Source organism: Arcobacter caeni (assembly GCF_003063245.1).
GTDB lineage: Bacteria > Campylobacterota > Campylobacteria > Campylobacterales > Arcobacteraceae > Aliarcobacter > Aliarcobacter caeni.
On the sequence record NZ_MUXE01000014.1, the window covers coordinates 17424 to 33282 of the forward strand.

Consider the following 15859-nt stretch of genomic DNA (forward strand, 5'->3'; position numbering starts at 1 on the left):
TTAGTTTTCCTTATTTATTTCTTTTATTATATCTTCATATAATCTTACTAGTTTTTTCTCTTGAGCAGCCCAACTTAAATCATACAAATCATCTTTATTGATTTGAGGCAATGTTTCCATTTTTTCAAACTCTTTTATCACTTTATACATACTATCAAAATCTATATCACTACATTTACCTAGCTTGTATTTCTCTACAACAGTTGTTATATCTGGAAAAGATGAAGCGAGAACTGGAATCTCTGCAAAAGCATACTCAAATAGTTTATTTGGCAAGCAGTAGTAATCACTCAAAGATACATTTTCTACAAAACATAATCCAATATCAGCACTCTTAGCGATAGATACAACTTTCTCATGTGGAACGGCATCATGAAGATGAATATTTTTAAATCTTTGTGATATTTTAGTCAAATCATCTTTCATTTCTCCATATCCGCAAAATACCAAGTGAGAATTAATATCTCTACTTTTAAATACTTCTAAAAAATCTTCAATTCCTCTTCCTATTCCAAGAATTCCTACGTATATAAATATTTTAGAGTTCTCAGGAATTAAAAACTTAGTTCTCAGATAATTTCTATCTACTTGTTCATCAAAAATCTTCAAGATAGGTGAGTTTAAAATTACCTCAGATGATTTCTCTCCTCCTAAATTTTCCTTGTACCACTTTTGTATTGAAGGACTAACAACAATAAGCTTATCAACATATCTCCATAAAATCTTTTCCGTGTAGAGTGTCATTTTTCCTAAACTTTTCGATAGTCCATTTCTATTTGACTCCAATTCATGGGCATCATAAATAAGCTTACTTCGTGTAAATATTTTGATAACTACACCTAAAGGAAGGACTAATGTGTCATGACAATGAACCACATCAGGCTTTAAGCGTAAAGCTTGAAAAAACATTTTAAATGTAAGTTCAAAAAGAGTCAAAATATGGCGTAAGACAGTAGGTAAAAATTTCCAAGCTCTAGACTTTAAAATAATTGCATGAACATCAATTCCTTCACTATCACTCGTAGCAGTAGAACCTTCATCAAGAACTACTCCAATTCCATGCACATTATATGCTCGATTTGAATTAGTAATCGTTTGCATCTCTTTTAAAATTCTTGCATCATGCAAAATATCTGTGTGTGTTAAGTGTAAAATTTTCATATTTTTTTTTTCTTATCTTGTAATATAAATGTTGGAAAAATCAATCCGAGCAAGAACCATAATGGAATCCAGCTTAGATGAACTCCAGCAATAGCAATTGCAAAAATACCTAAAAACAAACAAAATAAATACAACTTAATTATCTTGTTTTCAATAAAATTTTGTTTAATATCAAAAAACTCTTTAATCGCAAAATATAAATATATAAAAAATAAACTAAAACCAACTACTCCTAGGTGCGTTAATAATGAACCAACAAAACTATGTACATAAGTTCCATCCCCTGTGGTCAATCTATCCACTGCCATATTTCCAAAAATAGGACTATAATTAAAGTGTGTGCTAAAATTTTTCCATAATTCTATTCTTGAACTAACTGAACTAAGTTCTTGTGCTCCAAAGCCAAAAATCCTAAACCTTGATAAGTTCATATCAAAGATTGAAATAGTACCAATAAAAGTAAAAATCGAAAGAACAACAACAATCCCTATAGAAATCATCAACAATAAAGCATTTTTATTAAACACAATATTCCTTAAAATAATTTTATTATTTAGTATAAATCTATCTATTTTAAAATAATGTATATACACAATAAAAACTAGTGTCAAAAACAACATTCCCATTAATGTTACTGTAGCATTATTTGAAGCTATCATCTGTGATAGCAATATTGAGCCGATATTGCTTATCAGATATACTATTGTCATCACGACTATAAGTACTTTGTGCTCATTCTTATACTTATTGTTTAACACAAGAAATAATATGTACAAAGGAGAATACATCAAAAAAGATATAGTTAAAAATGTTCCCGGTCTTTGGTAGTTACCATTTAATGTTGTAATTAAAAATAAATTTTGGGATAAAGATGCTGATAAAACATAATAACTATTTAAGAAGATTAATAAAAAGAAAAAAGAAAAAAGAAAAAAGAAAATATTAAATATCTTTAAATTATCTTTTTTTTGAAGTACTGCATTTTTTATAATCACTAAATGAAAAGACACAATTGCACCTAAAAAATAAAATAAAACTATACCACCTGTTGTTCCTATTGTAAATACTTTTAAAAAATAAAAATTTTCCATATCAACAACTATTCTATATACAAAATATGATACAAAAACAATAAGAAAAATAAATGATTTTCTAAAAAACATTCTTTTACTACTAAAAAGCTCATAAATTATAAAAAAACTGCCTAATAGTAAAAATGCTCCTAAAAATAGCAATCCACTAGAACCTTCATTGATATTTTTGATATTTGAGAAAAAATAAAAAACAATACAAGTTAATGCTACTAAAAATAAATACATTTTATTTCTTTCAACCATGACTAATTCCTTTAAAAAAACCTGCAATTCTAAATGATACAAGAAGCTGTACAATATAAAAAAATGAAAATGAAAATGACAAATATATCACTACATCTTTTGCAGTTGCACCTACTAAAAAAGAAAAAATCACTAAAACGACTAATATTGCTTGCGTATAAAAATTGACTTCTTGTTTTTCACCTATATAAAGCATTACACCTAAAGGTCCTGCAATAAACTGCAAAAATAACATTGGTGTAAGTATCTGTGCATAAACACCAGCTTCTTTCCATTCTTCTCCAAAAACAAATATGAAAATATCAACGGCATAATAACAAAAAAATATTGAAGGAATAACTATTAACATAAATAACTTCTTAAAAGTACTTAAAAATATCTCCCTAGCATGCCCAAACTGCTTATACTCTTTGGCTGCTTGCTCTTGAAATACTGACAAAACAGCTGATGACAAAACAGACACAGGAATACCTAAGATTCTTTGTGTCAAATAAAAGTATCCCGCGATAGTTGCACTAAACATAATGTTAAAAAACATATGAATAAGTTGATGAGAAGAGACATTGAACAATGAAGCAGGAATATCAATTTTAGGGAATTTTTTATATCGTTTTAAGAATACAAGCAATTGAATTTTACTAATATTTTTAAATACTATATTGTCTTCTTTAAACACTTTTAAAACTAAAAAAACAGTAGCAACAAATTGTCCTAATATCTGTCCTACAACAAGTCCAACACTAGAAAATCCACTTATTCCCATTACTAGGTTTGTACTTGACACGGTTCCACTTTGAAGGATTCTATTGTTTGCCAAAACTTTATATCTTTTTTTTCTATTTACCCAGTAATTTAAACTTTGATATACGCCATTGAGAAAGACAGCTAATGGTACAAAGTACAACCAAAAAGAGATTTCAGGATTTCCTAAAATTTTAGTAAGAGAACTATTAAAAAGTACAACAATAAACAATAATATTAAACTCGTAATTGTTGTGATAATAGAAGACAAAGCTAACACAACCTTAGCATCTTTATCTTTCTTAGGAAGCAATATAGCAAACTCATATCTGCCAGTCGCAATAACGGACAATATAGTTACAACCGCAATAAACAATGCAAATATACCAAAATTTTCTGGAGTATAAACCCGCGTAAGAATTGGCGTAATAGCTATTGGAATAGCTTGCGCAATTGTTGTCCCTGTCATCAAAGTAAGTACATTTTTACTGAATTCTGATTTTAATTTAAATATTTTTAACATTTATATAAATACTCAATTAATTCTTTTATAATATTTTCACTAGCTTTTCCACCACCATACAAATCTAATTTTGAATTTTCTACATTAAAATATGAGTGATTTTTATAAGTTTTTAGTATCTTCTCTTTATCAGCCCCAACCAAAGTATTAGCTCCACACTCTACAAGTTCTACCCACTCAGTCTCATCTCTTAGCGTTATGCACTGTTTTTCAAAGAAATATGCTTCTTTTTGAAGTCCACCACTATCTGTCATTATTAAACTACAATTATCTATTAGCCATACCATTTCAAGATAACCTACGGGATCTATTAAAGTTAAGTTTTTTATATTTATTTTCAAAGTTTCAACTATCTTTTTTGTTCTTGGGTGAAGTGGTAAAATTACTTGTTTTTCTTTTGCTATTTCATTTAATGCTTCAAAAATACTTTTTAATCTAATCTCATCATCTGTATTTTCAGCTCTATGTATTGTACAAAGTATAAAACTATTTTTTATCTCCATATTTGGTTTTACTGCTAGATTTTTATAAAATATCGCTCCATCTTGCATTACATCACCTGATTTTACTATTTTACAATCTAAATTTGCATAGCCTTCATTTTCAAGATTTCGGATTGCTGTATCCGTAGGACAAAATAAAATATCACTAACTCTATCTGTGAGTATTCTATTTACTTCTTCTGGCATTTTCATATTAAACGATCTTAAGCCTGCTTCTATATGTGCTAGTTTTATATGAAGTTTAGAAGCTACAATTGCACCCGCAAGTGTAGAGTTTGTATCTCCATATACCATGACCCAATCAGGCTTAACTTTTAGACAAACTTCTTCTATCTTTTCTATCATCTGTCCCGTCATAGCACCATGAGATTTTCCACCTATTCCTAAAAAATAGTTTGGCTTTGGTATTTTCATCTCATCAAAAAATATATCACTCATAGTCTCTATAATCATAAGTGTTGCTTGAGTAGCTTTTGTGCTTTTTAGTACGGTAGCTAGCATATACAGCCCTTTTTCTGTAAATACTTTTGGATTTGTTCTAGTCTTTGCAAACTTTGCGGTGGAAAATTTCCCCCGCAAATATTCAAACTCTTGATTGCTTACTTCATACATATATCCATTTGGAAACTTTTCTGGATTATTTTTTACAGCTTTGTTTATATCTCTAGTTTCAACTCCATAAATTTCAGCCACATCTTTATCTACAATTATTTTTTGTCCGTTTAATTCAACAATTAATTCTTTTATTTCTTCAATTTTTATGATATTCATTGTATCAATCCATTATAAACTTCAAATAATTTCTTTTCTTCAAATCCCCAATTGTACTTTTCTAAAACGGTATTTTTACCATTTTGCCCCATAAGTTGTGCTTCTTGTGGATGAGAAATAATATACTCTATTGCTTGGGCTATCTCTTTTGGTTCAAGTGGGTTTACGCAAATACCACAATTTGCATCATCAATTATTTCTTTCCAGAGTTTTATATCTGAAGATATTACAGGAAGTCCTGCTGCCATATATTCGAACATCTTTACTGGTAATGCATCTAAATAATTTATTATTGGATGAAGAGTTACAAGACCTGCTTTTGATTGACTCATCACATTTACAATGCCAACTCTATCTAAAAATCCAAGTTCATTTACATATTTCCAACCATCGTATGTTTTTACTTCCTCTTCTACATTCTTTTCACTAAATGCACCTACAAGATTAAGTTTTGTATTTGATGTAAACTCCATAGCTTTTACTATTTCTTTTATGCCTCTTATCTGTGCAATTCCACCGACATAACAAACTTCATCTTTTTTTTCATTCCAAGGTGTTTCGTTTGAAAGTTCTCCTAATATTGGGAAGTTATTTATATCTATACTATTTTTATTTATTTTTAGAAATTTATCTTTTATGTACGGTGTTGCGGTAACAATGTAATCAAACTTTGGCATGGCATATTTTTCATATAGCTCAAAAGTTTTTGATAATAATACTTTTGTAAATTTATTTAAATATGGTTTTCCAAGAAGCTGTTTTGGTAAATCTTCATGTGCATCAAATATCACAATTTTTCCAAGTTTTTTTAGTTTTAATCCAACAGGAATAAGTTCAGGGTCATGAAGATGATATATGTCACTGTTCAGACCAACTGCTTTTTCAAATATCTTTTTTACAGTGGTAGTCATACGAGATAATCGACCACCAGTTTTTACACCAACATCTACTATACTTACACTATTTTTAGTTTCATTACCTTTTCCATCTGCTACTATTAAACTAACTTTATAGTTTTCATTTGTAGATAAAGAGCTACACATTTTTAAAAAAATTCTTGTATCGTATCTGCCATGTGCTGATGTTAGATGAGTTATTTTAGTTTGCATTATTTATTTCCTAATAATTCTTGAATCTTTTCATATGATGGATAACTTATGAGTACACCTTTTAGTGCTCCTTGATATACAAACATACTTCCACATGCAACTGCATCCACATTAGCTAGTTCAAAAACTTCTTTTATATGATTTAAGTTTCCAGAACCACCAAGTGCTATGATAGGTACTTTAGTATTTGATTTTATTTCTTTTAAAAGTTCATAATCAAATCCTTGCATTACTCCATCATTATCACAAGAGTTTATCACTATTTCCCCTGCACCCAAAATTTCTACTTGCTTTACAAATTCAAGTGGATCAAGTTTTGTATTCTTTTTACCATTATTTATAAAAACTTTTTTCTTTCCCCAAAAGTCTTTTTTAATATCTATTGTTACAATTACTGATTGATTACCAAAGATACTTGCTGCATCTTTTATCAACAGAGGATTTAGGATAGATTGACAACTTATAGAAATTTTTTCAACTCCTAAGGAATATATTTTTTTCATTTGCTCTACTGTTTTTACTCCACCACCATAACAAAGGGGCATAAAACATTCACTTGCTATATCTTCTATCATTTTATAATTTGGCTCTTTATTTTGAACACTTGCATCTATATCTAAAAACATCAATTCATCAACTTCTTTTTCATTGAAAATTTTTATTGCATTTATAGGATCACCTATATAAGTTGGTTTTTTAAATCTTTCAGTTTTATAAAGTCCACCTTTGTGTAAAAGTAGACATGGAATTATTCTTTTTTGTAGCATTACATTTCTCCAAAATTTTTAAAAAGTTGCATACCAAATTTATGACTTTTTTCAGGATGAAACTGTACACCATATATATTATCTTTATAGATACTGCAAGTAAATTTTTTTCCATAAGTTGCTGTTGCTAAGATATTCTTTTCATCATTACAAACAACATGATATGAATGAACAAAATAAAACCTATTTTCTTCTAAATTATGATAAATATCTTTTATATTACTAGGGTTGGTTTTATTCCATCCCATGTGGGGAATAGATAAATTTTTATCCTCTAAATCAAATTTTACAGTTTGAGCATCTATCCAACCAAGACCTTTTTCTTTTCCTTCTTCACTTGAGTTAGTTAGAAGTTGCATACCAAGACAAATACCCAAGATTGGTTTTTTATTTTGTAATACTTCTTTTTCTAAAGTTTCGAAAAAAGCTGCCTTCTTTAGGCCATTAATTCCATGATCAAAAGAACCAACTCCAGGAAGAAGATATTTATCTGCTTTTTTTATTTCTTCTATATCTGATGTTATCACCGATTCAATGCCAACTTTTTTGAACATATTATAAATTGATTTTAAATTACCTATTCCATAATCAAGTATCGCTATCATTTTCTACCTTATGAATAATTTGATATTTTTCTACCAAGTAACTTTGATACAAGGTTTTGAATTCTTTTCATTTTTTTGTATTTATCAGTCATATTTGGAAAATCGCTATAATCATGTGATGGCAGTTGAAGTATTTCTTCAAATTCTTTATCACTAACTCCTAATTTTTTAGCTATATATTCTTTATCATCTTTAAGTTCTTTTTCATCATATAAAGGTTTTTCTAACTCTTTTTGTGCTTCATCTCTAGTCATTTGCCCTGCAACTATTAGACTTGCTAAATGTGGTTTTCTTTTATCATAACCAAACTTCATAGGTAACCAATAATTTTGATAAAATTTAGTAAATACAGATTCGCCATGTTTTCTAGCATACTCTTTATAACCTACTTTTTCTTTTAATTCTTCTAATGCTTCACTTTTAATATACGGCATGAAATTAAGTGGTCTTATAGTCTTCATTTTTTTAACAAAAGGATAATATAAATAAAGTTCATAAAAACCTATAGTCTTATAATTTTTAAGTTTTTTAGTACCAAATGCATTGTGAATAGCATGTAAATTATCAGCATCCATCGCACTCCATAACCAAGATTTTGGAAATATAGATTCAGTAGCTAAATTCCCTCCACTTATCACATAATTTACACCATGCTTTGTAGCAAAATGATAGAGTGAAGAGAAATATGCATGATCTTGAGGAACATCTTGATTTGCAATAGCTGATTTTAAATATGCTAATTGTAAATCTTTCATCTCTTCCCAATCTACAACAATAGTGTGTAAATCCCAACCACAATATTTTACAAGATTTTCAATATTTTGAACAGCAAGTTCACTATTCCATCCACCATCTACATGCACAACCAAAGGACGGATACCTTCTTCGTAAAGTTTAAGTGCAAGATATGAACTATCTACTCCACCACTAAGTCCCAAAATACAGTCATATTGTTTTGAAGCATTTTCTTTTTTCATTTTTGAATATATAGTTTCTAGTTTTTTTGTACCTTCTATATTTGGATACCATCTTTTTGACGTAACTTCATCAAATTCTATACAATGACTGCAAACTCCATTTTCATCAAAAGTTATTTCTGGGTCTGTTGTGTCCATTACACATTTTGTACACATTTGATAGTTTTTATTTTGCATCCAATATCCTTTTATATTCATTTATCATTTTTACCTCTTGTTTTTCCCATGAATTTTCTTCTGCACATTTTCTTGCGTTTAATTTCATTTGTTCTATGTCTAGCGTTAAAATTTTATCTATCGCCTGATTTATAGACTCAATAGTTTCTTCCTCTGCTATTATTCCAATATCATACTTTTGCACTAATTCTTTCATCTCTTTCATATTTGAGACTATCACAGGAAGTCCAGCCATAGAATATTCAAAAAGTTTATTTGGTAAACAATAATAGTAACTCAAGCAAGTATTTTCAATAAACGAAATCCCAATATCAGCAGAAGAAGTATAGTTTAAAACTACCTCAGGAGCAACGGCAGGATGAAAAAAAATATTGTTTGCTTTTTCACTTGACTTTTTTATATCCTCTTCAAACTCACCATAACCCATAAAGACTATTACTACTTTATCATCCACTCTTGATTTAAAACTTTCTAGTAGCAAATCAACGCCTCTCCCTTTTGAAAGCCCTCCTTGATAAAGTACTATTATAGATTCTTCTTTTATATCTAAATTTTTTCGAAATATATTTGTCTTTTTTAGCTCATTTAATTTGGGGGCATTTAGTATGACTTCCGGTCGGCTTATATTATAAGTATCTCTATACCAATCAGCTATATTTTCACTTACAACAAAAATCAAATCAGCTTTTTTAATAAGCATTTTTTCCAAAAATTTAGATATCTTTTTTCTAACCCTACCAGAACCATTGGTTTCTGTCTCTAATTCATGAGTATCATACACAAGTTTTGCACCATAAAAATATTTTAGTAGTATACCTAAAGGTAAAAGTGCAAGTGCATGGATATTTACTATTTTGATATTTTTCTTTCTATAAAAAAAAGTAACTCTATATATAAATTCTAAATATTTTAATATCTGTACTATAAAATTTTTGCTCAAATTTCTACTGCTGAGTTTAAATCTTTTTAATAATAAATTTTCACTATACTTGTATTCTTCTTCTAAATCATCTGCATATAAAGAAGCTATGTAAACTTTTGATGCAATATTATAATTTAAAATAGAATTTGTTTCTTTCAAAACTCTACTTTCGTTTCTCATCTCTGTGAGTGATATGTGAAGGTTATTCATTAATTTCCAAATTATTTTATTTTCTAAAGTCGTAATTTATACAAGTTTCATTAAAATTATGACTTGATTTTATATATTTTTTCCCAAATAGCCACATTATACATCTTCCATAACAACGATTTATTATTATATATTTCTTCATCTATATGTATGACTTTAGCTACTATAGTTGAAGTTTCTATAGCTTTTATCATTTCATCTTTATAGCCATCTATCCACATATCAGTAGGTGCTTCAAATCCAAACTTGTTAGTTCTCCAAACAATATTTTGAGGTAGTATTTTCTCAGCTACTTTTCTTAGAAGATATTTTAAAAAACCATCTTTAACTTTCAAGTCATCATTTAACGATAAAGCCCCTTGAACAAACTCATAATCAATAAATGGCAATCTCGACTCTACTGAATGTCTCATAGAATTTTTATCTTCATATCGTAGTAAATGAGGTAAGTTTCTTGACATAAGCTCTCTCTTTTGAAATTCCTTAAAGTTTTTAAAAACATATAGTTGCTCAAGTCTCGAAAAATCATATTTTACTTTCAAGATATCTTTTTTAAATAATCGTTTGAAATATAGCATTTTATTGCCTAGAAGTGCACTTATCATACTTTTTAAAATTTGTTTTTTAGATACTTTATAATTTTTAACTGTTTGAAACTCTTTATATAATTTTATCCACTTCAATTGTTTTAACAAAGTTGCAAAATATATAGCATAGTATGTTTCATATCCAAACATTGTTTCATCACCACCCTGACCATCAAGCATAACTGTGCATCCTATTTCTTTTGCTTTTTTCATTACAAAGTATTGCATAAAAATTGAAGGACCTCCGAAAGGTTCTTCTTGCGTATATATTACCTCTTCTATATTTTTTGTGATATCTTCAAGCTGTGGTTCTATTTCAATCATGTTCAAATTACAATGATTTGCAACTTCTCTAGCAAATTCGCTTTCGTCTGTTTTTTTCTCGACAGACTTAGCATGAATTGCTACAAACTTTTCATTCGTTTTTTCAAAATACTTTTTTGAAGCAATCGCAGCTATACTTGAGCTATCAAGTCCACCACTTAAACAAGTTCCAACTTTTACATCACTTCTTAGTCTTAAATCTATTGATCTATAGAGTTTATTTTCTAAAAACTCTATACTTCTCTCTTCATTTAAAGTATCTAATTTTTCATCAAATTTTATATCAAAATATCTTTTAATCTCAAAAGTATTGTCTTTTAAATTAAAAATTAGATTGTGCGATTGCTCAAGTTTAAAAATATTTTCAAAAAATGTTTCATTTGTGTGTTCTTCTAAGCCATAAAGTAAATATTCAACTAAGATATTTTCATTAACATATCTCTCTTCATAAAACTCCAAAAGTTGTTTTATCTCTGAACCAAACACAAACTTCCCATCAACTTCAGTATAATAAAATGGTTTTACACCAAATCTATCTCTACTACAAAAGATTATCTCTTTTTCTTTATCATAAATTGCAAATGCCCACATACCGTTAAATTTATTTACACACTCTTCACCCCAGAAGTCATAACTTGCAAGTATAACTTCTGTATCAGTGTGCGAAACAAATTTATATCCTTCTTTTAAAAGCTCTTCTTTTATCTCTAAGTAGTTATACACTTCACCATTATAAGTAATAGTATATTTTTCTAAATAGTGCATAGGCTGATGACCATCACTACTTAAATCTAAAATAGAAAGTCTTCTATGTCCAAAAGCAAAGTTTTTTTCAAAGAAAAACCCTTCATCATCGGGTCCTCGATGCGTTATTAAGTCATTTATATTCTGTATGCTTTCTTGAGTAACTGCTTGTTTTTTTTTATTGATTATTCCGCTTATTCCGCACATTGATTTAAATCCTTATAAACTTTTCCATATATTTTCTTTCTACTAACAAAAAACTAATGACAACTGAAATAACTAGCATATATATTATCTTCACACCAATTGTACCAAATGTAATTTCATCAAATTTATATACCATTGCATAAGCACTTATCAATACAGTAGCAAATGCTATAAGTATATTTTTTATTTTATATGGTATAGGATAATATTTATATGCTAATACGGCATACAATAAAAATCCTATTATTGCGCTCATTAAAGTTGCATATGCAGCACCACTTAAACCAAATACTGGTATCAAAGTATAGTTTAGTATTGTATTTAAAATTGCTGTACTTATTGTAATCATTGCTGTTAATTTTGTTTTTTTTGCGATACCAATACCAGGAGCAAAGATATACATATTAGAAAAAAATGTAGCCATCACGAGTAATGCTATCAAACTACTCGCCCCATAGAAGGCTTCAGTAGTAAATAGTACTAGCACTTCTTTAGAAAAAATAATACTAGCAGCAACTACAAACAAAGCAAATAAACAAAACATATTAAATATCTTTGAAACACTTTGAAGGGTTTCTGCTTCTTTGTAATATTTATAAACTAAAGGCATAAGTGAACTCTGAAAGCCTATCATTACAAGCGATGCAACTGCTGCAAATCTAAATGCAACCCCATAAATACCCAATTCATTTAATCCCAACAACTCTTTTATAGCTATCCTATCTATATACATTGCAATAAAAACTCCTACACCTGATAATACTAAAGGCGAAGAAAATACAAGCATCTCTTTTAGTTTCACAAAATCAAATATAAATTTATAATTACTCTTTGCATAGTAGATAGATTGAAGTGAACCTATCGTATTACCTAATATTTGAGCTATAAAAATACTTTCAACTTTTAGCTTCATAATAACTAATAAATATATAGCTACTGTAGCGACTACCATCACATTTACGATACTAACAATGACACTATCTTTTGGCTGAATTTGCCATCTCAACTGATTTTGAGTAAAGTAAAAAATTCCATTCGTAGCAATGGCAAGGGAAGCCCATATAAATATCATCTGATACTCTTTGCTATCTAATAACAATTGGCTCAAACTATCACTAAATGACCAAGAGATACAAAAATAAAAAAAATAAACTACAAAGGTAAACCAAAAGGCAGTAGAGGTATAAGAAACTTTATCTTCTTTATCATGTGCTTCTTGATAAAATCTAGCAATTGATTGGCTAATTTCCAAAGCAATAGTAAGATTAATGATAGCAGCAATAATCAAGAAAAAATCTATAACCCCATACTCAGAAGGAGATAAATACCTCGTATATATAGGCACTAAAAATATAGCTATCCCACGAGTAAACACTGTTCCTAGTGCATAAATAAAGCTATGTTTAAAAAAAATCTTTATCAATTTATCACACCATTTTCTTTTAAAACTTTGTTTATATATTCACTTGCCGCTTCATAAGTGTAATGTTTGTATGCAAACTCATAACCATTATCTGCATAATATTTTATTTTTTCAGGATTATCCAAAAGGTACTTCAAATTATCATACACTTCCCAGTATTTTGTAATCATCCAAGCATCTTTACTGTCTTGTGGTAGTCCTGTTTCTATACTAGGATCTGCTGACATCAGTACAGCACAATGGTTTGCCATAGCTTCAATGCCAAAGACACCAATTGCAAAAGCATAAAACTGATTTAGTACTATATGCGATGTTCTTAAATTCTCTAGTACTAGTTCATTTGATATGTCTTGGAGTTCAATATACTCAAAGTTATAACCTTCAATTTTTAATTTCTTTATTGCACTTCTAACTAATGGTGTTCCTTTATTAATAGGACTTGAAGGAGCATGCAAAATTTTGATTAATTCAATATTATTAAATTTATTATCATTTCTAAAAAATTTATTATTATCATAATAATACATCCAAGGTAATTGACTTCTTTTTAAATAAGACAGTTGATCAATATTTGAACCAAATATAACATCTGCATTATTATCCGCACTATGAGCAATTTGTTTTTTATCATTTTCATATGATTCATCAAATAAAAAATAATATGTTCCCCATACATCAATATCCATTTGTTTTCCATAATTTTGAAGAAGATAAGGAGACCTTATGTCATCTCCTACAAATAAGCAAACTAGTTTCTTTCTTTTTGCTTTTAAAAACTTAAATTCAAAATCTCTATTCAATAAGAAACCGGTATGCCATATATAAAAGAAATGTGTGTATTTATTTACAAGATAGGCTAATAATATAGGTCCATAAATAATTCTAATTAAATATGATAAATATTTATTTGAAAAATTCAGGGAATAATCATATTTTAATCTATAGTATGAGTGTAACCTAAACGAAACACTTACAGAGGGTTTAAGTATTCTTGATATTTGAAAAATTAAACCTGCAATTTCATCAGTACCAACAACCCATCCTTTCTTTGTTTTAACAAATGGTCTAAATAACCAAATACATAAATATAAAACAATTATTTGAATAAAAAAAAATATTTTTTTAATGATTATTTTTAATCGAGTTGTCAAAAACAAATCCTTCTTTTATTGTAATTAATCCATCAAAATCAAATACTTTAACTAACAGTAGCCCATCCAAACAATTAATTAAGAATTCTTTTTCACTAAACACTTCAACAATCTCTCCATATAATGAATCTTTATATTTTATACTTCTATCAAATATTTGAGATTCCCATATTACCAACTTTTTATTGTTTATATAACTATAAGCACCAGGATATGGTTGAGTTAAAGCACGTATAAAATTAAAGATTGTATCAACATTCCATTCTGTCCATAAAATTTCACCATCTTCTTTAGTTCTTTTTGGATAATATTTTGGTTTTCCATTTTGCGTCCAAACATTTATATTTCCAATCAATAATTTTGGAATTGATCTCAACAACATTCTTTTAGTTACTATAGAATTTTTATAATATAAAGTTTTTATTGTATCGAACTCATTTATATCAAATTGTTCATAATCAAATACATCTCCATCGTCTGCACCTGCTTTCATTAAAAACAAATGCATAATAAATCTTTTACGACCTTCAATTAATGACCAATTTAATGGTGAACGACCTCTTCCATAAGGTAAAAAATTTGCACTTCCATGAACTCCTATAGCCCCTATAGAAAAAGTATCTAAAATAGTTTTGGGGATTAACCTCTGCCATCCCCCTTGAATAATTAAATCAAATTTATGTTTCTTGAAAAAATTGTAATCTTCTTCATCTTTTAGGTTAAATGATTTAGGGTAATATACAGGTATATTGTAATTTTGTGCTATTATAGAAAAATCATAATATCCTGAAATTTCATGTTCTATTGCTTGTTCTAAATTTAATATAACAAAATATTCAATAGTAATATTATTATCCAAAAGATATTCAATTATATCCTTTCCTGCTTCATGACAACCTACCATGCATATTTTTTTATTTTCCATTAAATAGTCCTGATAAGCTCAAATGATACATTTCATCTCTCATTCTATTTTTAGAAATTGATTTCAAAACACGGTAACGATTTTCCACTTCAGCATTAACCCACCATTCTGGATGAACTAACAATTGTACTTTATCAAACTCACCATCTAAAAGTTTTTTTATGGGTTTGCTCCATTTACAATTACTGTCAGCAATATATTCATATGTATCAAAAATTTCTTTGCTATAAACTTGAGGTAAATTAGCAATATATTTATTTTCACTTCTAATTAAACTTGCATAAGGTTGATGAAAAGAAATAGCAGTAAGCTTTTTTTGAATTGTATTTTCTAAAATTTTAATTTCAAAAGAAACAGCTTTTTCAAAATCTTTTTCATGAATTTCAGTTGGATCAAAATGTAAGGCAATATCATGTCCTAATTCTATTATTTTAAATAAATTTTTTTGATTTTCAATTGACAAAGCATTATAAAATGGACTTTTAATCCAAATAAAATATGTTGATTTTATATTAAATTCAGCTTCTATTTTTGCTAATTCTAACGCATCATATAATGAAACATCAATATCATGTCTTATAAGTAAAGATTTTTTGTTATTATTACAATATACATCTCCATAGTCAGTTATTGTATAATTATTTTGAATATTTTTTAGTAATACTTTATAAAATTCAAGATCAAATAATTCCATA

General features: G+C 28.1%; 14 protein-coding genes. All 14 read right to left on the reverse strand.

The features are described 5' to 3' along the window. Genes B0174_RS09405 through B0174_RS09470 form a run of 14 tightly spaced genes read right to left on the reverse strand, consistent with a single transcriptional unit; the run spans window position 1 to window position 15858 of the window. Window positions 1-1161 (reverse strand): glycosyltransferase, encoded by a 1161-nt coding sequence (locus B0174_RS09405; RefSeq protein ID WP_108560031.1) that lies wholly within the window; start codon window positions 1159-1161, stop codon window positions 1-3. Beyond that, a complete protein-coding gene (locus B0174_RS09410; RefSeq protein WP_108560033.1) occupies window positions 1158-2498 on the reverse strand; it encodes a hypothetical protein in 1341 nt (446 codons plus the stop codon). Before B0174_RS09410 ends, B0174_RS09405 begins: the two co-directional genes overlap by 4 nt. Continuing rightward, on the reverse strand, window positions 2491-3762 hold the full coding sequence (locus tag B0174_RS09415) for a lipopolysaccharide biosynthesis protein (protein ID WP_108560035.1): 1272 nt from the start codon (window positions 3760-3762) through the stop codon (window positions 2491-2493). Before B0174_RS09415 ends, B0174_RS09410 begins: the two co-directional genes overlap by 8 nt. After that, window positions 3756-5036 (reverse strand): non-hydrolyzing UDP-N-acetylglucosamine 2-epimerase, encoded by a 1281-nt coding sequence (gene wecB, locus B0174_RS09420; RefSeq protein WP_205663520.1) that lies wholly within the window; start codon window positions 5034-5036, stop codon window positions 3756-3758. Before wecB ends, B0174_RS09415 begins: the two co-directional genes overlap by 7 nt. Continuing rightward, window positions 5033-6145, reverse strand: a complete 1113-nt coding sequence (locus B0174_RS09425; RefSeq protein WP_108560037.1) for a glycosyltransferase family 4 protein — start codon at window positions 6143-6145, stop codon at window positions 5033-5035. Before B0174_RS09425 ends, wecB begins: the two co-directional genes overlap by 4 nt. Beyond that, the gene (locus B0174_RS09430; protein ID WP_108560039.1) at window positions 6145-6912 is read right to left on the reverse strand and encodes an AglZ/HisF2 family acetamidino modification protein; all 768 of its coding nucleotides are present in this window, start codon (window positions 6910-6912) and stop codon (window positions 6145-6147) included. Before B0174_RS09430 ends, B0174_RS09425 begins: the two co-directional genes overlap by 1 nt. Further along, complete coding sequence (gene hisH / locus B0174_RS09435) at window positions 6912-7517, reverse strand: imidazole glycerol phosphate synthase subunit HisH (RefSeq protein WP_108560041.1); 606 nt, start codon at window positions 7515-7517, stop codon at window positions 6912-6914. The genes B0174_RS09430 and hisH overlap by 1 nt, the downstream gene beginning before the upstream one ends. 8 nt (window positions 7518-7525) lie before the next feature. Next, window positions 7526-8671: an N-acetyl sugar amidotransferase gene (locus B0174_RS09440; protein WP_108560043.1), complete on the reverse strand. Its 1146-nt coding sequence runs from the start codon at window positions 8669-8671 to the stop codon at window positions 7526-7528. Beyond that, window positions 8661-9803 (reverse strand): glycosyltransferase, encoded by a 1143-nt coding sequence (locus B0174_RS09445; protein WP_108560045.1) that lies wholly within the window; start codon window positions 9801-9803, stop codon window positions 8661-8663. Before B0174_RS09445 ends, B0174_RS09440 begins: the two co-directional genes overlap by 11 nt. A gap of 56 nt (window positions 9804-9859) precedes the next feature. Next, a complete protein-coding gene (gene asnB, locus B0174_RS09450) occupies window positions 9860-11665 on the reverse strand; it encodes an asparagine synthase (glutamine-hydrolyzing) (protein WP_108560047.1) in 1806 nt (601 codons plus the stop codon). Between the two features lie 4 nt (window positions 11666-11669). Continuing rightward, entirely contained in the window at window positions 11670-13088 is a 1419-nt protein-coding gene (locus B0174_RS09455) for an oligosaccharide flippase family protein (protein WP_108560049.1), read from the reverse strand. Then, window positions 13085-14239 (reverse strand): glycosyltransferase, encoded by a 1155-nt coding sequence (locus B0174_RS09460; RefSeq protein WP_108560051.1) that lies wholly within the window; start codon window positions 14237-14239, stop codon window positions 13085-13087. Before B0174_RS09460 ends, B0174_RS09455 begins: the two co-directional genes overlap by 4 nt. Then, window positions 14211-15164, reverse strand: a complete 954-nt coding sequence (locus B0174_RS09465) for a methionyl-tRNA formyltransferase (RefSeq protein ID WP_108560053.1) — start codon at window positions 15162-15164, stop codon at window positions 14211-14213. Before B0174_RS09465 ends, B0174_RS09460 begins: the two co-directional genes overlap by 29 nt. Beyond that, the gene (locus B0174_RS09470; RefSeq protein WP_108560056.1) at window positions 15154-15858 is read right to left on the reverse strand and encodes a hypothetical protein; all 705 of its coding nucleotides are present in this window, start codon (window positions 15856-15858) and stop codon (window positions 15154-15156) included. Before B0174_RS09470 ends, B0174_RS09465 begins: the two co-directional genes overlap by 11 nt. Window position 15859: the final 1 nt, after the last annotated feature.